Raw genomic sequence first — 22,667 nt, 5'->3', positions numbered from 1 at the left:
TTGGCCAAACAACGGCATTGCGCCGGCGTCCTCTTCGTGGAATGACGATAGCACATCGCAGCCGCCATCCCCTTTTCAGCCGATGACCCGATCCACAGTTTTCACGCCGTTCGACATAGTCGAGGGCGACCGCAAGAAAGGCGTCGTGCTTCTCGCCGACCACGCCCGCCGCGATCTCCCCGACGAATACGGCAGTCTCGGCTTGCCGGCGTCCGAATTCGACCGTCACATCGCCTATGACATCGGCGTCGAGACGGTGACGCGCGAGCTCGCCGCTGCGCTTGACGTGCCGGCGGTGCTTGCCGGCTTCTCGCGGCTGCTGATCGACCCCAACCGGGGCGAGGACGACCCAACCATGATCCGCCAGCTCTATGATGGGACCGTGGTGCCGGGAAACTATCCGATTGCCCGGGAGGAGCGCGAGCGGCGGCTCGACCGTTTCTACCGGCCCTATCACGACGCCGTCGGGGCGATGATCGCCTCCGTCGCCCATGCTTCGGGCAAGGCGCCGTTCATCCTCTCCGTGCATTCCTTCACGCCGGCGATGCAGGGTTTTGTCCGCCCCTGGCATGTCGGCGTCCTGTGGGACCGAGACGACCGCGTGGCGCGGCCGCTGATCGACATGCTGGCCGAGGACAAGTCCCTCGTCGTCGGCGACAACGAACCCTATGACGGCGCGCTGCGCGGCGACACCATGTTCCGCCATGCCATCGTCAACGGCTACGCACATGCTCTGATCGAAATCCGTCAGGACCTGATCGCCGACCGCGCCGGCGCCTTGGCCTGGGCCGAACGCTTGGCGCCGATCGTTGACGCCATCGACCGGCGCCCCGATATTCATCAGGTGAAAATGTTCGGCTCGCGCACCGGACCTGTGTGACGAGACCGACGGCGGAGTTCCCCATGACCGAGCTCAACGACGACCAGAAACGCGATTTCGAGGCAGCCGCGTTCCGCCGGCTGGTGGCGCATCTGCGCGAGCGCGGCGATGTCCAGAACATCGACCTGATGAACCTCGCCGGCTTCTGCCGCAACTGCCTATCCAACTGGTATCGCGAAGCCGCCGAGGCCGAGGGTGTGGCGTTGTCGAAAGACGCTGCGCGCGAGATCATCTACGGCATGCCCTATGCCGAATGGCAGGCGCTCAACCAAACCGAGGCGTCGGAAGCCAAGAAGGCGGAATTCGAGGCGCGACGGCCGAAGGATCACTGAGCGGCCTTGTATGGCTCGTCCCTGCGGCTTCGTCATTCTAGGGCGGAGCAAGGAGCGAAGCGACGCGCGCAGACCCTGGAATCCATTCCGTGACGCCTGCCGAAGAATGCCGCGGTCCAGAATATCATCGCAACGGCGCCGCTCGGGGACCTTCTGCACCGCTGCAACGCTCCTAAGTCACGGAATGGATCCTCGGGTCTACGCGCGTCGCTTCGCTCCTTGCTCCGCCCGTGGATGACGAACGGAGAGGCGTCGCAGCAATCGTCAAAGCAGCAGCCTGTCGCGAACGACGCCGACCCCCGATCGCGCCCTTGGTCCAAACACTTCCCCACTGCGGTCCTTGACTACAAATTGAATCGATCTAATTTGCCGCGCGAATCCTTTGCATGGCGGATTTGAGACCATGAGCGTGCAAACCACGATGCAGGCCGCGGCGCGCGGCCGCTGGGCCGTCGCCGGTATTTTCGTCGCCAATGGTTTCTTGACCGGCAGCTGGGCGCCGCAGATCCCGGTGTTCCTCACCCGGCTCGACATCACCCGATTCACTCTCGGCCTGCTGATCCTCCTGTTCGGCGTCGGCGCGGTCATTGCCATGACCTGGTGCGGCCATCTGATCTCCCGGCACGGCTCGCGCAGCGTGACGCGCTGGTTCGGTGTCTGCGGCAGCTTCGGCCTGCTGATCGTGGCGCTCGCCCCTAACGTTCCGCTGGCGGCGATTGCCATGCTCGTCTTCGGCGGCTCAATCGGCGGCATGGATGTCGCGATGAACTCGAATGCCGTCGTGGTGGAAAGGCGGCTTTCGCGCGCGATCATGTCGTCGTCGCACGGCTTCTGGAGCCTCGGCGGCTTCGCCGGTGGCGCGCTCGGCGGCTACTCGATCCAGAATTACGGCTATCTTGCCCATGCCGTCGCGGTGACGGTGATCGCCTTTGCCGTCATTGCGTTTGCCGTTCGTTATCTCATCGCCGAGGGCCGGCCGCAGGCGGTCGAGCACCAGAAGTTCACGCTGCCGCGGCACATGGCCGTCTATCTGGTCGGGCTGATGGCGCTGCTCACCATGATCTCGGAGGGCGCGGTGCTCGACTGGGCGGCGCTCTTCCTGCACCAGGAACTGGGCGCCGATCTCGCGGTCGCCGGGCTGGCCTATGCCGCCTTCTCCGGGGTCATGGCGCTGATGCGTTTCCTGGGCGACGGCGTGCGCAACCGCTTCGGCGCGGTGTCGACCTTGCGCGGCTCCGCGCTGGTCGCCGCCGCCGGCATGCTGGTCGCCGGCCTCTCGCCCTCGCCTTACCTTGCCATAACCGCCTTTGCTTTCTGCGGCTTCGGCATTGCCAACATGGTGCCGATCATCTTTTCGGCCGGCGGCAATCAGGAAGGCATGTCGTCCGGCACCGGCATGAGCGTCGTCACCACCATGGGCTATTCCGGCATATTGGTGGCGCCGTCGGCAATCGGCTTCGTCGCCGAGCATTCGAGCTTCGGCCCGATCTTCGTTGCGCTGTCCGCGCTGCTGGTCGTCGTGCTCTTGATGGCCGGCCTCGCTCACCGGGCCGAATTCGCACCTGAACCCGTCCCAGCCGAATAGCGCTTCAGTTCCTCGCGCAGGAAATCCGCCAGGCGGCGGATGCGCATGCGGCGAGGCCGAAGCCGGCCGCGTGCGCACCATTGTCCTGCGCGCGGGCGATTTCTTCGGCGGCACCGGCTCCGGCTCCTGGTTCGACCTCATCGTCGTCGCCAAGATGGAGAAGGGCGTCTACACCGCGCCTGGCCCGGCCGACCTCGTGCATGAATGGGCCTATCTGCCGGACTTCGCCGTCGGCTTCATCGGCCTGGCGAAGAACCTCGACAAAACAGGCTTCTACGAGGCCATCAATTTCCCCGGCCACGCCGTCACCGACCTGGATATGAAGGCCGCGGCCGAGAGGGCGCTGGGCCGCAAGCTGAAGCTCTCCTTCATGCCCTGGTAGGTGCTGCGCGCCGGCAGCCCGTTCGTGGCCATGTGGCGCGAGATCGTCTCGATGTCCTATCTGCGCTTCGAAGCGCACCGGCTGGTCTCGACGCGGCTGGAGGAGGTCATCGGCGAAATCCCGCACACCCCGCTCGACCACGCGGTGAAGGAAGCATTGCAGGATATCGGCGTCGCCGCGGAGCCGTCGCGCCTCGCCGCCTGATCGCAGCATGCCAAAAAGCGGCCGATCCGGCAGCCCGGCTGCAAACGACAAGGATCGGTCGGGCATGTCTGCGTTGGCAGGCCGTATGCCTTGGAGACTGGCTGAGGCCTCCCAACCTCGTCATCCACGGGCGGAGCAAGGAGCGAAGCGACGCGCGCAGACCCGAGGATCCATTCCGTGACCTCGAAGCGTAGCAAGGGTGCAGAATTCTGCTTCGCCGCATCCCACGGCCCAGTTCACGGAATGGATTCCAGGGTCTCCGCGACGCCGCTTCGCGGCTACTCCGCCCTGGAATGACGAGATTGGGCAAAGCTTCAGCTAATTCCCAGCGTTTGCGCTGGCTGCAGCCTTTCAAATCCCTGGACCGAGGAACCGGTCAGATCCTGCCCATCAACAAGAGTATCAACAGCACGACCAGGATGACGCCGACGATCCCCGACGGCCCGTAGCCCCAGGATCGCGAATGCGGCCATGCCGGCACGGCGCCGATCAGGATCAGAATAAGGATAATTACGAGAATTGTGCCGATCGTCATGAAAAACCCTCGCCGTCTGGTTGAACTTCGAGGGAACAATGCAAAAAGCCGCCCGGTTGTTCCCGGGCGGCTTTTTTCCTTGGGGTTGTGAAACGCTCTATTCCGCGGCTTTCGGGAAGGTCTCCGCCGACCCCGCGCCCGTCTCGCTGGCCGGCTCGTCGGTCATGACCTTGCCTTTGCCGCGCCGCAACAGGCGGCTGAACCAGCCGCGGCGCTGGCCGGGCTTCACCTTGGCGCGGGTGAACACCATCAGCATCGAGGGCGTCACCACCAGCGTCAGCAGGGTGGCGAAAGACAGGCCGAAGACGATCGCCGAGGACAGCGAGATCCACCATTGCGTCGACGGCGCGTTGATCGTCGTTTCGTGATGGAAGATTTCGAGCCCGAGGCCGAAGGCGATCGGCAGCACGCCGAGGATGGCCGACACCGCCGTCAGCACCACCGGACGGGCGCGCTCGCGGCAGGTCTGCAGCACCGCATCCATCTTGTCCCAGCCTTCCTCGCGCAACCGGTCGTAAGTGTCGATGAGCACGATGTTGTTGTTCACCACCACACCGGCCAGCGCGATGACGCCGATGCCCGACATGACGATGCCAAAGGCCTCGCCTGTCAGAAGCAATCCGAGGAACACGCCGATCGTCGCCATGACCACGCAGGACAGGACGAGCCACACGCTGGTGAATTTGTTGAACTGCGCAAGCAGCACCAGGAAGATCAGGAAGATCGCCGCGCCAAAGGCCTTGCCGAGGAAGGCGCTGGCTTCCGCGCTGTCTTCGTTGGAGCCGGCGAGCTTCCAGCGAATGCCGCTGCCGAGATCCATATCGCTGACGGCCTTGGTCACCTGCTCCTGCACCGCCGCGACCTGCGCGCCGGCGCTGACATTGGCCTGCACGACCACGGTGCGCGCGCCGTCGATGCGGTTCAGGATGCCGACGGTCGGCTCCGGCTTGCGCACGACGAAGTTCGAGATCGGCACCGACCCTTGCGAGGTCTGCACCCTGAGCTCGTCGAGCGTCGACAGCGTGCGCCGATCCTCGGGCAGGCGGAGCCGGATGTCGACCGCATCGTCGGCACCGGCCGGCCGGTATTCCGACAGCTTGAGGCCGTTGGTCACCAGTTGCACCACCGTGCCGACCGAAGTCGGGCTGATGCCGTATTGCGCCGCCTTGGCGCGGTCGACCTCGATCGCCCAATCGACACCGGGCGGCGGCAGGCCGTCCGAAATGTCGATGACATTGGGGATCTTGGCGATGCGTGCCGCGACCGCGCGCGCCTTGTCGTCGAGCCCGGTCGGGTCGACGGCCGAAAGCCTGATCTGGATCGGCTTGCCGGTCGGCGGGCCGGCTTCCGGCACGCGCACTTCGACATCGACGCCGGGAATGCCGGCCATCACGCCGCGCAGGTCGTCGAGGATCTGGTTGGCAGACTTGCGCTCGCGCCAATCGACGAACTCGTACTGGATGACGCCGACCACGTCTTCCGGAATGTCCTGGCCGCCGCCTTGCGTCTTGCCGACGCGGGTATAGACCGACTTCACGCCGGGCCAGCCGAGCAGACGGTTCTCCGCCGTCTTCGTCGCGGCGTCCATTTCGGCCAGCGAAAGATTGCCGCGGGCATGCACATAGAGCAGGCCGTAATCCGGCTCGACGCTGGGAAAGAACTCGACGCCGGCGCCATATTTCGAATAGGCGAAGCCGACGCCGACCAGAAGTCCGACGGTGAGCAGGATCACCGTGATCGGGAAGCGCACCGCCTGCTTGACCACCGCCATGTACCAACCGTCGCGGTTGCCTTCCTCGTGATGCTCCGGCGCCTTGGCGAAGATCGCGCCCAAAGTCGGCGCGAAGACCAGCGCGTAGAGCATCGAGGCCGACAGCGTCACGATCAGCGTGATCGGCATATATTTCATGAAGTCGCCGATGATGCCCGGCCAGAACAGCAGCGGCGAGAAGGCGGCGATGCGCGTCATCGTCGCCGCGATGACCGGGCCGGCCATGCGCTTGGCGGCCAACGCGAAGGCGTCCGCCTTCGGCATGCCCTCGCTCATGCGCCGTTCCGCGAATTCGGTGACGATGATGGCGTCATCCACCAGCATGCCGACGGCCAGGATCAGGCTGAACAGCACGATCATGTTGATCGTGTAGCCCATCATGGCAAGCAGCAGGATGCCCATCAGGAACGATGACGGGATGGCAAGCCCGATGAGCAGCGAGGCCCGTCCCGACAGCGCGTAGAGGATGACGATGAACACCAGGATGACGGCGATCATCACATGGTTCTGCAGGTCGCCCAGCAGCTGGTTGACGAAGACCGACTTGTCCTGCGTGTAGGTGACATGCATGCCCTCGGGCATGGTCTTGATAAAGGTGTCCGACACTTCCCTGACATGGTTCAACGTGTCGATCAGGTTGGCGCCTATGCGCTTCTTGACTTCGATGGCGATCGCGGGCTTGCCGTTGAGGCGAGTGACCGTCTCGGCGTCCTTGAAGGTCGAGCGTATGGTCGCGATGTCCTTGGCCTGGACCACGGCGTCCGGCGTGGCAACCACCGGCAGGTTCGCGACATCCTCGGGCGTCTCGATCAGCGACGGCACCTTGACCGCGTATTTGCCTTCTGAGCCTTCGAGATTGCCGGCCGCGACCAGGCTGTTGGAGGAGGCGACGCCCTGGATCACCTGGTCGAGCTGCAGTCCGTAGGAGGAAAGCTTCACCGGATCGACGACCACCTCAACGAGGTCGTCGCGAGCGCCCTGCAGCGAGCCTTCGAGCACGCCGGGCACCTCCTCGATGCGGTCGCGCAGCTCGCGCGCGGCCGACGTCAGCACGCGCTCCGGCACATCGCCGGAAAGCGTGACGACCAGAACCGGGAATTCCGAGACGTTGACCTCGTTGACGGTCGGCTCTTCCGCCGCCTGCGGCAGGTCGGCCTTGGCGTCCTGCACCTTGCTGCGCGTATCCTGCAGCGCCGTCGCGAGATCCGTCTGCGGCTGGAATTCGACCAGCACATAGCCGCCGCCCTGGAAGGCGGCTGAGCGCATCTCCTTGAGCCCCTTGAGGCTCTTGAGCTTGCTTTCCATCGGCCTGAGCAGCAGGCGCTCGGAATCCTCCGGTGAGATGCCCTGATAGATCAGGCTGACATACATCATCGGAATCGGAACGTCGGGCTCTGCTTCCTTCGGCGTGGACTGGTAGGCGACCCAGCCCGCAACGACCAGAAACAGCAGCGCCGATATGGTGAGGCGAGCGTTGTTGATGGCGAGTCTGACGATATCCATGACTTCGGCCTGTTATGCTTCGGGGGCTGCGGACTGCCATCGCCGGATTGGGCCGGCGACGGACGCGTCCTGCTTTACTGCGTGCCGGCGGTGGCTTCGCCAATCAGCTTGTTGATGGTCGCCTGGTCGGCCTCGACGGGCTTCACCGGATCGCCCTCCTTCACCAGCTCCTGGCCGGCGACGATGATGCGCGCATCTTGCGGAATGCCGCCCAGCACCAGGCCGTGCGGCGTGTCGTCGACCAGGTCGATCGGAAAGAACGCCACCTTGTCGTCCTTGCCGACAGCGCGAATGCCGAGGTCGCCCTTGTCGCCGAGCGTCACCACCGAACGCGGCAGCATGACCGCGTTGGTCGGCTCGGCGCTGAGCGCGATCTCGGCCGTCATGCCGGCGGGGATGGAGCCGTCGGGATTGGGTATCGCCACCTCGACGCGGAAGGTGCGGGTCTGCGCCGAGGCATCGCGGCTGATGTAGCGCACGGTGCCGGTGACCTTCTGGTCGTTGACGAGGCGGACATCGGCCTCGTCGCCGATCTTGACGTAGCGCAGGTCGCGCTCGCTGATCTCGCCGCGGGCGATGACCGGATCGAGCTTCAGGACTGTCGCCACCTCGCCGCCCTGCATCACCGAGCTGCCGAGCTCCACCGGGATGCGGTCGATGACGCCGTCGAATGGCGCCTTGACCTCGTTGCGGTCGAGCTCCGCCTGCGCGGTGTCCAGCTGCGATTGCGCCAGCGTCAGGTTGGAGCGGGCGGTATCGAGCTGCAGCTTCGGCAGATTGCCGGTCTTGGCCAGCCGCTCGGCGGCATCGAGCTCGGCTTTGCGCTGCGCCAGCAATTGCTTGGCATTGTCGACGTTGGAGATCTTCTCCTCGGCCGCGAGCATCAGCACGAGGTCGCCGGTCTTGACGCGGTCGCCCTGCTTGACCGGCAACTTCTCGATGACGCCGGCGACGCGCGTCGCCAGCACGGCCCGCTTGTCGGCCTCGGTCAGGCCGGAGATGCGGATGGCGCGCGCATAGGTCTTGCGCGGCGGCGTCACCACCGCGACCGTGCGCAACGCGGCCTTGGGCTCGGCTTGCGCGGCGTCCGGCTTTGTGGCCTCCGGCTGAGCGGGCTTGCCGGCGTCGGCGTGCTTGTCCGTGGCGACCGACTTGTCGGCGGCGCTACCGACGGACGAAAACTCACCCGTGCCCATCCAGGCCGCGAATCCGATGAGCACGACAATGGCAGCAAGCTTGTGAAACCTGATTTTCGGCATCGTCATTTTTTCCGTTGCAGGACCTGGCGAGGTCGGCGCTTCCGACTTCGGGCGCGCGGCCGATATGGGTGTGCGCGGGGCCTAGTTCAATTTGCCGTGATCGGCGAAGCGCAGCTTCTACCTGAAAGTTGCGGCGCAATATAGTCGGAAAAGTTGCGGTAGCATTGCGAAGTGGAACGTGGTTCCTCGACAAATCCAAGCTTTTCTGCCAGACGGCTGCGCTTTTTTCCGGCGCGCCAATAGTTTTCCACGGCTTCCCTGACGTTACTGGCAGCAGCCGTCAGGATGATGCGGAAAGCTCCCATATGAAGCGCCGATCATCCGCGTTGACCGCGGTTCCGTCCCCGCCATTCCGGGGCTGAAGCTGTCAAGTGATGAGCTTCAGCAGCCGGAAAAGACGCTCGAATGTCTTGCCATAGGGCGGGCGCAGCAGGCCGCCGGCGCTGAGCTTCGACTGGAGGAAGATCGGCTTTTCCTTGCTGAAGATGCGAAAACCCCACTCGCCGTGATAGGCGCCCATGCCGCTGTCGCCGACGCCGCCGAAGGGCTGCCGCTCCTGCGCCAGATGCATCATGCAGTCATTGACCGTGACGCCGCCGGCCACGGTTTCGCGCATGACCCTGCGGCGATTGGCGCTGTCGCTGCCGAACCAGTAAAGCGCCAGTGGACGCTCGCCCCGGTTCACATGATCGATAGCCTCGTCCACGCTGCCATATTCGACGATCGGCAGCACCGGTCCGAAAATCTCCTCGCGCATCAGCCGCAGAGTCTCGCCGGCATTGCGCACCAGCACCGGCGCCATCTTGCGGTCGCTGACGCCGAGCTTCTCGTTGGCCGGGTTGACCTCGATGATATCGGCGCCGCTGTCGCGCGCCTCGGCGACCATGTCGCTCAGCCGCCGGTGATGCCGCTCGCTGACGATCGCCGTATAGTCGGGATTGTCGCCGAGGCGCGGATAGAGCTTCGCGATTGCCGCCCCGAACTTGGCCGCGACCGCAGCGCCCTGCCCTCGCGGAACCATCAGATAGTCCGGCGCGATGCAGGTCTGGCCGGCATTGAGCAACTTGCCGTAGGCAACGCTGGCGACCGCCGCATCGAGATCGCAGGAGGGATCGAAGATCGCCGGCGACTTGCCGCCGAGCTCGAGCGTCACCGGCGTCAGATTGGCCGCGGCGGCCAGTGCCACCTGGCGGCCGACGGCGGTCGAGCCCGTGAACAGGAGGTGGTCGAACGGCAAGGACACGAACGCCTTGCCGACCTCCGCGTCGCCGACCGCCACGCTGACCTCGTCGGCGGCGAAATATTTTTCGACCAGGCTGGCGAGCAGGTCCGAAAATTTCGGCGTCAGCTCCGAAGGCTTGATCAGCACGCGGTTGCCGGCGGCCAGAGCGGCGGTCGCCGGCGCGATGGCGAGCTGGAAAGGATAGTTCCAGGGCGAGACGATGCCGACTACGCCGAGCGGCTGCGGCAAGAGGCGGTTGCGGCCGGGCAGGAAGGGCAGGCTGGTGGCGACGCGGCGCTCGCGCATCCAGGCGCCGAGATGCGACAGCGCATGCCTGATGCCGGCGCGCACGACGAACAGTTCGGCAAGCCGCGTCTCCTGAGCCGAGCGGGCGGAAAAATCGCTGTCGATCGCCGCGCAGATCTCGGCCTCGTGCTTTTCAGTGAGCGCCAGCAGGCGCTTCAGCCGATCCTTGCGCACGTCCAGCGTCGGGAACGGCTCCTTCTCGAAGGCCCTGCACTGCGCTTCAAACCTGACCCCGAGAGCGTTTTGTCTGGTTTGCAGCATCGCGACCTAGCCTTTACGTTCAGGTAAGCTATATCGGCCCGACAACCGAATCCAGCATTGCCCCGGTTCCGCTGGGGAAGATGCTGACAGCCGGAGCGGACTTGCTAACAGGTATGGAAGACATCAGGCGCGGCGGCGCGCGGATTCTGGCTTAATGTGCGCTGCCAGGAACTCCTTGACGCGACGCCCGGGTGCCGGGCCGCGCAGCGGCTTGAAGCCGTCGTCGAGCTCGCCTGAAAGATCGAGCGTGGCGTGCTGGCCGACGGCGTCGTAATTCTCTTCCAGCCAGTCGCTGGCGGCGCTGCGGCCGAGGTCGCGCAGATAGGCGATGAAAGCCCATTCGGCATTGACCTTGGACGACGCGGAGAGGTCCTTGAAGGCCTCGTCGGCATCGATGCGGTGCATGCGGATGTCGCGATATTCGCCATGCGGCAGGCGTCCGGCCGCGATCAGTTCCTTGACGAAGGCGATCGAGCGGAATTCACGCAGCAGCCCGGCGTTGAAGGTAATCTCGTCGATGCGGTTCTGGATCTCGTTGGCGCTTTTCGGCGTGCCTTCGCGCACGACCGGATTGATCTGCACCAGGAGCACGTCCTCGGTCGCCGCCGTCTTGAAGAACGGATAGAGCGCCGGATTACCGCCATAGCCGCCATCCCAATAGGGCACGCCCTTGATCTCGACGGCGCGGAACAATTGCGGCAGGCAGGCCGAGGCCATCACCGTGTCGAGGTCGATCTCGCCGTCGGAGAAGACGCGCAGCTGCCCGGTTTCGACATTGGTCGCCGAGATGAACAGCTCCATCGACTTGCAGGCGTGCACATTGTCGAAGTCGATCTCCTTCGCCACCACGTCGCGCAGCGGGTTGAGGCCGAGCGGATTGGCGACGTAGGGCGAAAACACCCGCGACATCGTGTCGAAGAAGAAATAGCCGGGCGTGTTCTCGATCGACCAGTTGCCCCAGACCACGTCCCACGGCATGCGCTGCACCGGACTGAAACGCCCCTTCGAGGCCACGGCCCGCCAGAAATCGTCGAGCTTCTTGCGCGCGCCTTCGACGCCGCCCCGGACAAATCCGTCGGCCAGCGCCACCGCGTTCATGGCGCCCGCGCTGGTGCCGGACACCGCCGCGATCTCCAGCCGCCCATCCTGCAGCAGCCGGTCGAGCACGCCCCAGGAAAAGGCGCCATGCGAGCCGCCGCCCTGCAACGCGATGTTGATCTTCTTCTTTTCCTCCGCCTTGCCGTTCTTCGCCATGGCGTTCCTTGTCTCGATGCGCCGGCCTACCGCAGCGTTGTTTGCACGGAGACGGCGCAGTCAGCCTATGTTGCAGCGCAGCATATAGGGGCGAACCAAGGCAAGAACACGAACACACAAGCGTGATCATGGAATTTCCTCGCTCCACGAAATGGGCTACAGCATGCTGTGACTAGCGCGACTGATCAGGCCGAAGCTTGATTGCCAGGTGGTTCCCCCAATCCGTCGCTGCTCCGCAGCGCCACCTTTCCCCCCTCCGGAGGGAAAGGAAGGGAGCGTTGCTGGACGAGCATTGACGGCAAAAAGCTTGGCGCCTTTCCTCTACCCCTTCGATCGGGGGAGAGGTGGCTCGGCGAAGCCGAGACGGAGTGGGGGTCGACCAGCGCTGCATAAGACAAGGCATGCGCCAAGCTGCATGCACGCTATCGCCAAAGGCCAGCCGCTTGGAAAGGTGTGCATGCCGTAGCCGAGGTGGGGCGAGGAACCGAACCTCTCAAGCAACCAGATCGGGCACCGGCCCGACATAATGCGACTGTGGCCGGATGAGCCGCCCGGTCGCCTGCTGCTCGCGCGCGTGCGCAATCCAGCCGGCAACGCGGCCGGCGGCGAACACGTTGGAGAAGGCCTCCTTCGGGAAGCCGACCGCTTCCAGGAGGAGCGCGGTGTAGAATTCGACATTGGTCTGGATCGAGCGCTGCGGCTTGGCGATGCTGAGCACCTCGAGCGCCGCCTGCTCCACGGTTTCGGCGAAGGCCAACCTGCTACCCATCTCCTTGCTGCTCGTCTTGTTGCGCGAACCGAGCTGCCGCACGACCGTCTTCAGCGCATCGGCTCGCGGGTCGCGCACGCGGTAGATGCGATGGCCGAAACCCATGATGCGCTGGCCATGGGCGATCTCGTTGCGCAGCCATGCCGTGGCGTCGCCGCTGGCCTTGATGGCGTCCAGCATCTCGATCACCGGCCCCGGCGCGCCGCCATGCAGCGGACCTTTCAGCGCGCCGAGCCCAGCCAGGATCGCCGAGGTCAGTCCGGCCTGGGTCGAGGCCACCACGCGGGTCGCGAAGGTCGAGGCGTTGAGCCCGTGGTCGCAGACCGTCACCAGATAGCTGTCGAGCGCCTTGGTAAGCGCCGGCGAGGCGGAGCCGGAAAGCATGCGCAGCATGTCGCCGGCATGATCGGCTTTTTCGTCGGGAGCAATAGGCGTCTTACCCCGGCCAAGGCGCAGCAAGGCCGGCGTCAGCACCGCAGGCGCCGCGACCAGCCGCAGCGCATCGGCAAGCCTGTCGCCGTCCGGCAGGACGGCCATGCCGGCGCGCATGCCGCTGTAGACGTCGAGCGGCGCAAGCTGGGCAAGCATCGGCTGGACGCGATCGAACACTTCCACCCGAGCCTTGCCGATCGCCTCCTCCAGTTCGGCATCGCTCGGAAGGTCGTCGAAGAAGCCGTCGAACAGCAGACGCACCACCTGCGCGTAGCGCCGGCGGCCGGCCAGTTCCATCAGCGAATGGCCGCGGATGGTGAGGTGCCCACCCGCACCATCGACATCGGAAAGCACCGTGTCTGCCGCCACAACATCATCGAGCCCATTTGCCATGATCGTCTCCTTGACCTTTGGTGCATGACAATTAATGCTGCGCAATCAATGCATCAATCTTGATCAATATAATCAATGTAAGGCGGCAAATGACGGAATGGCTGACCCGGGGTGAGGCGCTGGAGCGGCTCAACGTCCGTCCGCAGACGCTTTATGCCTATGTCAGCCGCGGCCGCATCGGCATGAAGCCGGACGACGCAGACCCGCGCCGCAGCCGGTACCGCGCCGACGACATCGCCGCGCTCGCCACGCGCCGCGACCGCGGAAGGAGCCCGCAGGCAATCGCCGAAAGCGCCATCGCCTGGGGCGAGCCGGCGATTCCCACGTCAATCTCCACGGTGCTGCATGGTCGTCTCATCTATCGCGGCAGGGACGCGGTGGAGCTTTCGGCGACGGCAACGCTCGAGGAGACCGCCGAACTGCTATGGGCTTCTGCCCGTCCGGTATCGTTCGCCTCGCTGACCCCTTCGGCCGCCCGGCAAAGCGGCACGCCCACCGCCTTCGCCAGGCTTTCGGCGCTCGCCGCCGGAGGCTGGTCCTCGCTCGGACGCAGGCCGGCCATGCTGCAGCAGGACGGCGCCGCCGCGACCAGCGCGCTGGCAACCGCGCTCGGCGCGTCGCCGGGCTCCGAACCCGTGCATATCAGGCTGGCGCAGGGCTGGTCGGTGGAAGCCGCCGGCGCCGATCTCATCCGCAAGGCGCTGGTACTTTTGGCCGACCACGATCTCAACGCCTCGACCTTCGCCGCCCGCGTCGCGGCCTCCACCGGCGCGCCGGTCGCCGCCTGCCTGCTCGCAGGCCTTGCGACGCTGACCGGCCCGCGCCATGGCGGCGCCGGCGCGGCGGCGATCACGCTTGTCGAGGATGCCGAGCGGCTGGGTCCGGACGAGGCGATTGCACGCTGGCTCGCTCATGACCGGCCGCTGCCAAGCTTCGGCCACCCGCTCTACCCGGAAGGCGATCCGCGCGCGCAAGCACTGCTGCCTGACCTGGAGATCGATGACGGGATCGTCCATCTTCGCGACGCCGTGCTCGCCGCGACCGGGCTGCATCCGAACATCGATTTCGCGCTGGCCGCGATGACGCGCAGCCTGCGCCTGCCGGCCGATGCGCCGTTCCGCCTGTTCGCGCTCGGCCGCAGCGTCGGCTGGACGGCGCATGCCGTCGAACAGGTGACCAGCAACAGGCCGATCAGGCCCCGCGCCCGTTACGACGGGCCAATTAGCGCGGGGTGATGACTTGCAGATTAGCCGGAACGCGTTTGAGGTCGTCATTCTAGGGCGGAGCAAGGAGCGAAGCGACGCGCGCAGACCCTAGAATCCATTCCGTGACGCTAAGGCGTTGCGACGTCTACAGAATTCTGCACCGCTGCGCCCTACGGCGTCGGTCACGGAATGGATCCTCGGGTCAAGCCCGAGGATGACGAAGGGATGGGCCTTTGCGCCAATCTCCAGCGTTCGCGACCGCCGCCAAACGGCGGCACACCCGTCAGGACATCGTGTCCAGCTTGCGCTGCATCGCCGCAATCTGCGCCTTCAATTCCTGCAGATCGTCGCCCTTCTCTTCCTTTTTCGCTGGCTCGGCGGCCGGCGCTGAATTGCCGCCGGCGGGCGGGAACGGCGTGAACATGCGCATGGCGTTCTGGAACATCTCGACATTGCGTCGCGTCTGTTCCTCGAGCGCCTTGATCGGCGTCTTCATCATGTCGATCGGCGTTTTCCCGAAGGTACCCTTGAGCTGCTCGCGAAACCGCTCCTGCTCCTTGGAGAAGGCGATCATCGATTGTTCGAGGAAGCTCGGCACGATCATCTGCATCTGATCGCCGTAGAAGGAGATGAGCTGGCGCAGGAACGGGATCGGCAGCATGTTCTGCCCATCCTTGTTCTCCAGCTCGAAGATGATCTGCGTCAGCACCGGGTGCGTGATGTCGTCACCGGTCTTTGCGTCCTGGACCGTGAATTCCTCGCCCTTCTTGACCATCTCGGCCAAGTCCTCGAGCGTCACATAAGTGCTCGTGCCGGTATTGTAGAGCCGGCGATTGGCATACTTCTTGATGACGATCGGGTCGTCTTTTGCGGCCATCCGTATCCTCCCCAGGACACCGGCACCTCTAGGAGTAAGCGGCCGGTAACGATTGCGCCCTTTATCGAGGATACGCGCAAAAGCCTCACAATTCCAAGCGGTTTGTGCACTGCGGCATCAATTAATGCTGCAGGGCATGACAAAATTCGCCGCGCGGTCAACGTCATGTTGCCGCAGCCGGCGCGCGCTCTGCTTGCCACGCATGGCGGCCATGCCCATTTCCGGTTTGACTCGGCTGCCTGAACCGGCAAGAAAGTCTTCAAGGATAGCCTAGAACACGACACCTCGAAGTCTGGAGAAGAAAATGTCCGCTTCCAATTCCATCGTCGTCGCCAGCGCCGCTCGCACCGCGGTCGGATCCTTCAACGGCAGTTTCGCCGCCACGCCGGCACATGAGCTCGGCGCCGTCGTCATCAGGGAATTGCTGGCGCGCGCGAATGTCGAGGCGGCGGAAGTCGACGAAGTCATCCTCGGCCAGGTGCTGACCGCCGCGCAAGGACAGAACCCGGCCCGCCAGGCCTCGATCAATGCCGGCCTGCCGAAGGAGACCACGGCCTGGGGCCTCAATCAGGTTTGCGGCTCGGGCCTGCGCGCCATTGCGCTCGGCATGCAGCAGATCGCCACCGGCGATGCCAAGGTGATCGTCGCCGGCGGTCAGGAATCGATGTCGATGTCGCCGCATGCCGAGCACCTGCGCGCCGGCGTCAAGATGGGCGACTACAAGATGATCGACACCATGATCAAGGACGGCCTGTGGGATGCCTTCAATGGCTACCATATGGGTAACACCGCCGAGAACGTCGCCCGTCAGTTCCAGATCACCCGCGAAACCCAGGACGAGTTCGCGCTCGCCTCGCAGAACAAGGCGGAGGCTGCGCAGAAGGCCGGCAAGTTCAAGGACGAGATCGTCGCCTTCACCATCAAGGGCAAGAAGGGCGACACAACAGTTGATCAGGACGAGTACATCCGGCACGGCGCGACGCTCGACGCCATGACCAAGCTGAAGCCTGCTTTCGACAAGGACGGCACGGTCACCGCCGCCAACGCGTCGGGCATCAATGACGGCGCCGCCGGCGCGCTGCTGATGACCGAGGCCGAGGCCGTGCGGCGCGGCATCACCCCGCTGGTGCGCATCGCCTCCTGGGCGACCGCCGGCGTCGATCCGGCAATCATGGGCACGGGGCCTATTCCCGCTTCGAAGCGGGCGCTGGAGAAGGCCGGCTGGTCGGTCAAGGACCTCGACCTCGTCGAGGCCAACGAGGCGTTCGCCGCGCAGGCCTGCGCCGTCAACAAGGGCATGGGCTGGGATCCCTCGATCGTCAACGTCAACGGCGGCGCCATCGCCATCGGCCATCCGATCGGCGCTTCGGGCGCCCGCGTCTTCAACACGCTGGTCTACGAGATGCGTCGCCGCGGCGCCAAGAAGGGCCTTGCCACGCTGTGCATCGGCGGCGGCATGGGCGTTGCAATGTGCGTGGAAGCGCTGAACTGAGCGAATAGCGAATAGGGAGTAGCGAATAGGGAAAACGGCGTCGGCGCAGCAGGCTTCAATCCCCTACTCGCTATTCGCTACTCCCTATTCGCTCCTCCGATCAACAGGGAGGAGCACACATGACCAAAGTAGCAATCGTCACGGGCGGAACACGCGGCATCGGCGCGGCGATATCGGTCGCCTTGAAGACCGCCGGCTATTCGGTCGCGGCGAACTATGCCGGCAATGACGAGGCGGCCCAGAAATTCAAGGCCGAGACAGGTATCCCCGTCTACAAATGGTCCGTCGCCGACTACGAGGCCTGCGCCGCAGGCATCAAGCAGGTGGAGGCCGATCTCGGCCCGGTCTCCGTGCTGGTCAACAATGCCGGCATTACTCGCGACACCATGTTCCACAAGATGACGCCCGCACAGTGGAAGGAAGTGATCGACACCAACCTGTCCGGCGTCTTCAACATGACGCATCCTTTGTGGAGCGGCATGCGCGACCGCAAGTTCGGCCGCGTCATCACCATTTCCTCGATCAACGGCCAGAAGGGTCAGATGGGCCAGGTCAATTATTCGGCCTCGAAAGCCGGCGATATCGGCTTCACCAAGGCGCTGGCTCAAGAGGGGGCTCGCGCCGGCATCACAGTCAATGTCGTCTGCCCCGGCTACATCGCCACCGACATGGTCATGGCCGTGCCGGAAAAAGTACGGGAGTCGATCATCGCTCAGATCCCGGTCGGTCGCCTCGGCGAGCCGGAAGAGATCGCGCGCTGCGTCGTCTTCCTGGCTTCCGACGAAGCCGGCTTCATCACCGGCTCGACCATCACCGCCAATGGCGGTCAGTATTTCGCCTGATACCATTTGTTGCCAGGCGGCTCCGGCACCGGAGCCGCCTTTTTTGTCCCGCCGGCAGCTCGGCGCGACACCTTGCCTCAATTCGGCACGCAAAAGTTAACGGCCGCAGCCACGCTCTGTGCATAACCGCTGCGACAAGCTGTGAATCCTCGGTGGGCAAGCTGTGGATAACACCATATCTAGGGGTGAACAAACCGGGAAAACCGCCGGATCGCTGATTCGTCGCCGATTCGTTCCGGCTTTGACCGGAAAGTTAACGGTGGACGGTGCAAACGTCACCGAACTCGTTAAAGCGATTAAGAAAAATCAACAATTTCATGAACTTGAAGTCTGCCCTCAGGTCGGACCTGACCATTGCCCGGCAAAGGTTAACGACGACCCAGGCCCGGCCAAGGCCAAGCAGGAATTGGGCCAGTTCAGCGATTCAGCATGTGGTGAGACTTACCGTCAAAAAATCCACATATAGCCGTGAACAAAACCTGAATCAGAACGAGTCACCGATTCGTCGCTGATTCGTTCCAGACTCGTTCCAGCTGTTAACAAGCGGCCGATTTTGGCTGCTCCCTCCGGCATAGCCTGTTCGCGAGGGAACATTCCGCTTTCGCTTCACGCCCGAAGTCCCTATGTGTCGCCTGTCACACGCGGCGGCAGCGCCGTGCTTCAGACTACGGGCGGCAGAAACCTTATTTCCGAGCCGATGAACATCCAGCCGAAACACTCCCAGCCGCTGATCCTTTCGGGCCGCGACGTGACGGCCGTGCTGGGCCCGACCAACACCGGCAAGACGCATCTCGCCATCGAGCGCATGGTCGCGCATGAGACCGGTGTCATCGGCTTGCCGCTGAGGCTGCTTGCCCGCGAAGTCTATGCGCGCGTCTGCGAGAAGGTTGGCGCCCACAAGGTGGCGCTGATCACCGGCGAGGAGAAGATCGTGCCCGCCGGCGCAAGATATTCGGTTTGCACCGTCGAGGCGATGCCGCGCGAGACCGACGCCGCCTTCGTCGCCATCGACGAGGTGCAGCTCGCCGGCGATCTCGAGCGCGGCCATATCTTCACCGATCGCATCCTGCATCTGCGCGGCCGCCAGGAGACGCTGCTCCTGGGCGCGGCCACCATGCATGGCATCCTGCAGCGCCTGTTGAAGGGCGTGTCGGTGGTGACGCGGCCGCGGCTATCGCACCTTGCCTATGCCGGCTCGAAGAAGCTTACCCGGTTGCCGCGGCGCACGGCGATCGTCGCCTTCTCGGCCGACGAGGTCTATGCGATCGCCGAGCTGATCCGCCGCCAGCAGGGGGGTGCTGCCGTTGTGCTCGGCGCTCTTTCCCCGCGCACCCGAAATGCCCAGGTGGAGATCTTCCAGTCCGGCGATGTCGACTATCTCGTCGCCACCGACGCCATCGGCATGGGCCTGAACCTCGATCTCGATCACGTCGCCTTCGCTCAGAACCGCAAGTTCGACGGCTATCAATACCGCAACCTGACCGCCGCCGAGCTTGGCCAGATCGCCGGCCGCGCCGGCCGGCACCTGCGCGACGGAACGTTCGGCGTCACCGGCCAGGTCGACCCGTTCGACGAGGATCTGGTCGCCAAGATCGAGGGACACGATTTCGATCCGGTGAAGGTGCTGCAGTGGCGCACCGCCGATTTCGACTTTTCCAGCCTCGATGCGCTGAAGCGCTCGATTGAGGCCAATGCGCCTGTCGAAGGGCTGACCCGCGCGTTGCCGGCGGTGGATGCGCAGGCGCTGGAGCAGCTGTCGCGCGACGGCGACATCCGCGGCTTGGCCACCGGCAAGGAGCGCGTGGCGCTGCTTTGGGAAGCCTGCGCGCTCCCCGACTATCGCAAGATCGCGCCGGCACAGCATGCCGATCTTATCGCCTCGATCTATATGGACCTTGCACGTCACGGCCATGTCGATGAGAATTACATGGCCGAGCAAGTGCGGCGCGCCGACACGACGGAAGGCGATATCGACACGCTATCGCACCGGATCGCGCAGATCCGCACCTGGACTTTCGTCTCCAACCGCCCCGGCTGGCTGGCCGATCAGCTACACTGGCAGGAAAAGACGCGCGAAATCGAAGACAGATTGTCGGATGCGCTGCATGAGCGGTTGACGAAACGCTTCGTAGACCGCAGGACTTCCGTCCTCATGCGGCGCCTTAGAGAAAATACCATGCCTGAAGCCGAAATCAGCCCGTCCGGAACCGTCCTCGTCGAAGGCCATCACGTCGGCGAGTTGCAGGGGTTCCGCTTCACCGCCGACCAGAGCGCCGGCGGCGAGGACGCCAAGGCGGTGCGCACCGCCGCCCAGAAGGCGCTCGCGGCCGAGTTCGAGGCGCGCGCCGAGCGCTTTGCCGCCTGCGCCAATGGCGACCTGGCATTGGGCTCGGACGGTGTCCTGCGCTGGATCGGCGCGCCGATCGGCACGCTGGTCGCCGCCGATGAGGCGTTGAAGCCGCGCCTGGTTCTGCTTGCCGACGAGCAGCTGACCGGCCCCGCCCGCGACAAGGTCGCGGCGCGCGCCGAGCGTTTCGTCAATTTCCAGATCGAAACGCTTTTGAAGCCGCTGGTCGACCTGAAGAATGCCGACCAGCTCGCCGGCATCGCGCGCGGCATCGCCTTCCAGCTGGTCGAGCATTTTGGCCTGATCAATCGCCGCGACATCGCGGAGGAGATGAAGTCGCTCGACCAGGAAGGCCGCGCAGCGCTTCGCCGCCTCGGCGTCCGCTTCGGCGCCTACCATGTCTTCGTGCCGGCGCTGATCAAGCCGGCGCCGGCTGGCCTGGTGACGTTGCTGTGGGCGCTGAAGAACGACGGCAAGGACAAGCCCGGCTTCGGCGATGTGGTGCATGCGCTGGCTTCCGGCCGCACCTCGGTCGTCATCGACCCGACCTTCGACAAGACCTTCTACAAGCTCGCCGGCTACCGCAATCTCGGCCGCCGCGCCGTGCGCGTCGATATCCTCGAGCGGCTTGCCGACCTCATCCGCCCGGCGACCAACTGGAAGCCCGGCCTCGGTCAGCGTCCGGACGGCGCCTATGACGGTCACGCCTTCATGGTGACGCCGCCGATGATGTCGATCCTCGGCGCCACGGCCGACGACATGGAGGAGATCCTGAAAGGTCTCGGCTATCGCTCGGAGGCCAAGCCGGCCGCCGAGGTTAAGGCGAAGCTCGACGCGCTGGACGACGCCGCCCGCGAAGCGGCAGCGGCCAAGCTCGCCGCGAATAATGCCGCGCGCGCCGCGCGGGAGGCAGAGGCACAAGCCGCGGCAACTGATACGGTCGCGGAGGCAACGGTCGAGAGCTCGGAGCCGGCTGCCGCCGAAGCTCCGGCCGAAGCCGTCGCGGAAGCGGCAGTGGAACCTGCCACGGCAGAGCCGGCAGAAGCTCCGGCCGAGGTTACGGAAGAGGCCGCCGCTGTGGAAGATACCGCAGCGGTGGACATTGCGGCAGCGCCCGAGCCGGCCGAAAGCGCCGACGCTCTTACCTCCCCCCACCACCAGGTGGAGGGTGCCGGCGGCGAGGCGCCAGCCGAAGCCGAGGAACCAAAACCTGTGCTCCTGTGGCGCCAGGCGCGTTTCGACCATCAGCGTCCGCGCCATCGCCACGACAACCGTCGCGACAATCGCCCGCGCGGCGCCCAGCCCGCACGCGAGGCAGGCGCCGCAAGCGGTCAGCCCGGCGATCGGCCCGCCCAGGAAGGCCGCCGCGAGCACCGCGAAGGCGCCGGCAGGCCGCGCTTCGACCGCTCGAAGTTCAAGCCGAGGCCCGAGACGGGCGACCGGCGTGAGGGCGCTGAACGGCGCGAAGGCAAGCCGCAAGGCGAACGCCGCGAAGGCCGGCCGGACTGGAAGGGCGGCAGGCAGGACGGCAAGGGCAACGCTCCGGGCGGCAAGCCAGCCTTCCAGAGCAAGCCGCGCGAGGAACGTCCGCAGCGCTTCGATCCGGATTCGCCCTTTGCCAAGCTCGCCGCCTTGCGCGACCAACTGAAGAAATAGGCTCGAGCATGATCTCGAACCGAAGGACCGCGTCAGCGAAAAGTGGGAACCGGTTTTCGGATAAGATCATGCTCCACCAAAGCTAGCCGCGATGGTTGGAGAAGGCCGCCAGCGCATCGACAAATGGCTGTTCTTCTCGCGCGCGGTGAAGTCGCGGTCCTTGGCGGCAAAGGTCGTCGTCGCGGGACGCGTCCGCATCAATCGCGACAAAGCAGCGCAGGCGTCCGATCTGGTCAAGCCCGGCGACGTGCTCACCATCATGCTCGAGCGCCGTATCCTCGTCTGGAAGGTGCTGAACTGTGGCGCCAGGCGCGGCCCGGCCGACGAGGCGCGGCTGCTTTACGAGGATCTGTCGCCGGCGCCGGCACCCAAAGGCGAGGCGGTTCCGGACGCCGTTCCAGCCTTGCGCGAGGCCGGCAGCGGCCGCCCGACCAAACGCGAGCGGCGGCAGACCGACCGGCTGCTCGGCGACGACTGAGATATAGCCGGGCCGCGGCACGGCTGCAGCAATTCCAGGAAAACTGCGCAACGGTTGGGCTGGAGGACTTGGCCGAAGCTTTCCGGCTGGAATTCCATTCCGCGACACCGGCTGCGCCTGCAATCCCTGCCCTTGCATGCGGCGGGCAAAGGCGTTACCTCAGCCGAAAAGCCCAGCAAAATGGGACGTTCCGGAGCCTGCAATGACCTATGTCGTGACCGACAATTGCATCAAATGCAAATATATGGACTGCATCGAGGTCTGTCCGGTCGACTGTTTCTACGAGGGCGAGAACATGCTCGTCATCCATCCTGACGAGTGCATCGACTGCGGCGTCTGCGAGCCCGAATGCCCGGCCGACGCGATCAAGCCGGACACCGAGGGCGGCCTCGACAAATGGTTGCAGATCAATTCCGAATACGCCGAGAAGTGGCCCAATATCACCGCCAAGAAGGAGCCGCCGGCGGACGCCAAGACCTTCGACGGCGAGACCGGCAAGTTCGAGAAATATTTCTCGGCGGAGCCCGGCGAAGGCGATTGATATAGCGGCCGGGAATACCGGCATGACGCGGCGTAACCGGACCGATACAATTGCTGTCTTGACGGGCAGCGCTGCCGCTTGGCGTTAGCGAATGCAGCAAAACCTTGATTCTTCCGACTTTTTGTGTTACATCAACAAAAC

At 64.9% G+C, this 22,667-nt stretch carries 18 protein-coding genes and 1 pseudogene; 11 read left to right on the top strand and 8 right to left on the bottom strand.

Annotation, left to right across the window (positions count from 1 at the left end):
* Window positions 1–82 precede the first annotated feature (82 nt).
* The 4 genes and pseudogenes from CK219_RS13810 to CK219_RS13795 all read left to right on the top strand — a co-directional run.
* Entirely contained in the window at window positions 83–880 is a 798-nt protein-coding gene (locus CK219_RS13810; RefSeq protein WP_095767316.1) for an N-formylglutamate amidohydrolase, read from the top strand.
* Between the two features lie 23 nt (window positions 881–903).
* Window positions 904–1,212, top strand: coding sequence for a DUF1244 domain-containing protein (locus CK219_RS13805; RefSeq protein ID WP_095767315.1), 309 nt, complete (start codon window positions 904–906; stop codon window positions 1,210–1,212).
* 403 nt (window positions 1,213–1,615) lie between these two features.
* Window positions 1,616–2,797, top strand: a complete 1,182-nt coding sequence (locus tag CK219_RS13800; RefSeq protein ID WP_095767314.1) for an MFS transporter — start codon at window positions 1,616–1,618, stop codon at window positions 2,795–2,797.
* 52 nt (window positions 2,798–2,849) lie between these two features.
* A pseudogene (locus tag CK219_RS13795) lies at window positions 2,850–3,383 on the top strand (oxidoreductase); the annotation flags it as partial.
* Between the two features lie 376 nt (window positions 3,384–3,759).
* On the opposite strand, the gene CK219_RS13790 reads toward CK219_RS13795, so the two are convergent.
* From CK219_RS13790 to CK219_RS13765, 7 genes are all read right to left on the bottom strand, one after another.
* The gene (locus CK219_RS13790) at window positions 3,760–3,918 is read right to left on the bottom strand and encodes a DUF3309 family protein (protein ID WP_040991775.1); all 159 of its coding nucleotides are present in this window, start codon (window positions 3,916–3,918) and stop codon (window positions 3,760–3,762) included.
* Window positions 3,919–4,015: 97 nt separating this feature from the next.
* Window positions 4,016–7,192 carry an efflux RND transporter permease subunit gene (locus CK219_RS13785; RefSeq protein ID WP_095767313.1) on the bottom strand — a complete coding sequence of 1,059 codons (3,177 nt, stop codon included), beginning with the start codon at window positions 7,190–7,192 and terminating at the stop codon, window positions 4,016–4,018.
* A gap of 74 nt (window positions 7,193–7,266) precedes the next feature.
* Complete coding sequence (locus tag CK219_RS13780) at window positions 7,267–8,451, bottom strand: efflux RND transporter periplasmic adaptor subunit (protein WP_095767543.1); 1,185 nt, start codon at window positions 8,449–8,451, stop codon at window positions 7,267–7,269.
* Window positions 8,452–8,537: 86 nt separating this feature from the next.
* Window positions 8,538–8,756, bottom strand: a complete 219-nt coding sequence (locus CK219_RS31170) for a hypothetical protein (RefSeq protein ID WP_141245342.1) — start codon at window positions 8,754–8,756, stop codon at window positions 8,538–8,540.
* Between the two features lie 62 nt (window positions 8,757–8,818).
* Window positions 8,819–10,240, bottom strand: a complete 1,422-nt coding sequence (locus tag CK219_RS13775; protein ID WP_095767312.1) for a coniferyl aldehyde dehydrogenase — start codon at window positions 10,238–10,240, stop codon at window positions 8,819–8,821.
* Between the two features lie 123 nt (window positions 10,241–10,363).
* On the bottom strand, window positions 10,364–11,494 hold the full coding sequence (locus CK219_RS13770; RefSeq protein WP_095767311.1) for a patatin-like phospholipase family protein: 1,131 nt from the start codon (window positions 11,492–11,494) through the stop codon (window positions 10,364–10,366).
* A gap of 493 nt (window positions 11,495–11,987) precedes the next feature.
* Window positions 11,988–13,088 carry a citrate synthase/methylcitrate synthase gene (locus CK219_RS13765; protein ID WP_095767310.1) on the bottom strand — a complete coding sequence of 367 codons (1,101 nt, stop codon included), beginning with the start codon at window positions 13,086–13,088 and terminating at the stop codon, window positions 11,988–11,990.
* A gap of 89 nt (window positions 13,089–13,177) precedes the next feature.
* On the opposite strand from CK219_RS13765, the gene CK219_RS13760 reads away from it, so the two are divergent.
* Window positions 13,178–14,323 carry a citrate synthase family protein gene (locus CK219_RS13760; protein ID WP_095767309.1) on the top strand — a complete coding sequence of 382 codons (1,146 nt, stop codon included), beginning with the start codon at window positions 13,178–13,180 and terminating at the stop codon, window positions 14,321–14,323.
* A 253-nt stretch (window positions 14,324–14,576) separates the two neighbouring features.
* On the opposite strand, the gene phaR is transcribed toward CK219_RS13760, so the two are convergent.
* Window positions 14,577–15,170, bottom strand: a complete 594-nt coding sequence (phaR, locus tag CK219_RS13755) for a polyhydroxyalkanoate synthesis repressor PhaR (RefSeq protein ID WP_095767308.1) — start codon at window positions 15,168–15,170, stop codon at window positions 14,577–14,579.
* 304 nt (window positions 15,171–15,474) lie between these two features.
* Here phaR and CK219_RS13750 point away from each other — a divergent pair, with 304 nt between their 5' ends.
* The 6 genes from CK219_RS13750 (at window position 15,475) to fdxA (ending at window position 22,526) form a co-directional block, all read left to right on the top strand.
* Complete coding sequence (locus tag CK219_RS13750; RefSeq protein WP_095767307.1) at window positions 15,475–16,662, top strand: acetyl-CoA C-acetyltransferase; 1,188 nt, start codon at window positions 15,475–15,477, stop codon at window positions 16,660–16,662.
* Window positions 16,663–16,781: 119 nt separating this feature from the next.
* On the top strand, window positions 16,782–17,504 hold the full coding sequence (locus tag CK219_RS13745) for a beta-ketoacyl-ACP reductase (RefSeq protein ID WP_095767306.1): 723 nt from the start codon (window positions 16,782–16,784) through the stop codon (window positions 17,502–17,504).
* Between the two features lie 163 nt (window positions 17,505–17,667).
* Window positions 17,668–17,970, top strand: a complete 303-nt coding sequence (locus CK219_RS31165; protein WP_141245341.1) for a hypothetical protein — start codon at window positions 17,668–17,670, stop codon at window positions 17,968–17,970.
* A 231-nt stretch (window positions 17,971–18,201) separates the two neighbouring features.
* Window positions 18,202–21,507 (top strand): helicase-related protein, encoded by a 3,306-nt coding sequence (locus tag CK219_RS13740; RefSeq protein ID WP_095767542.1) that lies wholly within the window; start codon window positions 18,202–18,204, stop codon window positions 21,505–21,507.
* A 91-nt stretch (window positions 21,508–21,598) separates the two neighbouring features.
* Window positions 21,599–21,985, top strand: coding sequence for an RNA-binding S4 domain-containing protein (locus CK219_RS13735; RefSeq protein ID WP_095767305.1), 387 nt, complete (start codon window positions 21,599–21,601; stop codon window positions 21,983–21,985).
* Window positions 21,986–22,187: 202 nt separating this feature from the next.
* On the top strand, window positions 22,188–22,526 hold the full coding sequence (gene fdxA, locus CK219_RS13730; RefSeq protein WP_095767304.1) for a ferredoxin FdxA: 339 nt from the start codon (window positions 22,188–22,190) through the stop codon (window positions 22,524–22,526).
* Window positions 22,527–22,667 lie beyond the last annotated feature (141 nt).

The sequence above is a fragment of the Mesorhizobium sp. WSM4313 genome, from assembly GCF_002294725.1.
Classification (GTDB): Bacteria; Pseudomonadota; Alphaproteobacteria; order Rhizobiales; family Rhizobiaceae; genus Mesorhizobium.
This window is presented reverse-complemented; position numbering and strand designations above follow the sequence as displayed.

Bases quoted from the DNA above. Each gene is read 5' to 3' on its own strand.
- CK219_RS13810 (WP_095767316.1), top strand. From the start codon at position 83: ATGACCCGATCCACAGTTTTCACGCCGTTCGACATAGTCGAGGGCGAC.
- CK219_RS13805 (WP_095767315.1), top strand. From the start codon at position 904: ATGACCGAGCTCAACGACGACCAGAAACGCGATTTCGAGGCAGCCGCG.
- CK219_RS13800 (WP_095767314.1), top strand. From the start codon at position 1,616: ATGAGCGTGCAAACCACGATGCAGGCCGCGGCGCGCGGCCGCTGGGCC.
- CK219_RS13790 (WP_040991775.1), bottom strand. From the start codon at position 3,918: ATGACGATCGGCACAATTCTCGTAATTATCCTTATTCTGATCCTGATC.
- CK219_RS13785 (WP_095767313.1), bottom strand. From the start codon at position 7,192: ATGGATATCGTCAGACTCGCCATCAACAACGCTCGCCTCACCATATCG.
- CK219_RS13780 (WP_095767543.1), bottom strand. From the start codon at position 8,451: ATGCCGAAAATCAGGTTTCACAAGCTTGCTGCCATTGTCGTGCTCATC.
- CK219_RS31170 (WP_141245342.1), bottom strand. From the start codon at position 8,756: ATGGGAGCTTTCCGCATCATCCTGACGGCTGCTGCCAGTAACGTCAGG.
- CK219_RS13775 (WP_095767312.1), bottom strand. From the start codon at position 10,240: ATGCTGCAAACCAGACAAAACGCTCTCGGGGTCAGGTTTGAAGCGCAG.
- CK219_RS13770 (WP_095767311.1), bottom strand. From the start codon at position 11,494: ATGGCGAAGAACGGCAAGGCGGAGGAAAAGAAGAAGATCAACATCGCG.
- CK219_RS13765 (WP_095767310.1), bottom strand. From the start codon at position 13,088: ATGGCAAATGGGCTCGATGATGTTGTGGCGGCAGACACGGTGCTTTCC.
- CK219_RS13760 (WP_095767309.1), top strand. From the start codon at position 13,178: ATGACGGAATGGCTGACCCGGGGTGAGGCGCTGGAGCGGCTCAACGTC.
- phaR (WP_095767308.1), bottom strand. From the start codon at position 15,170: ATGGCCGCAAAAGACGACCCGATCGTCATCAAGAAGTATGCCAATCGC.
- CK219_RS13750 (WP_095767307.1), top strand. From the start codon at position 15,475: ATGTCCGCTTCCAATTCCATCGTCGTCGCCAGCGCCGCTCGCACCGCG.
- CK219_RS13745 (WP_095767306.1), top strand. From the start codon at position 16,782: ATGACCAAAGTAGCAATCGTCACGGGCGGAACACGCGGCATCGGCGCG.
- CK219_RS13740 (WP_095767542.1), top strand. From the start codon at position 18,202: ATGAACATCCAGCCGAAACACTCCCAGCCGCTGATCCTTTCGGGCCGC.
- CK219_RS13735 (WP_095767305.1), top strand. From the start codon at position 21,599: ATGGTTGGAGAAGGCCGCCAGCGCATCGACAAATGGCTGTTCTTCTCG.
- fdxA (WP_095767304.1), top strand. From the start codon at position 22,188: ATGACCTATGTCGTGACCGACAATTGCATCAAATGCAAATATATGGAC.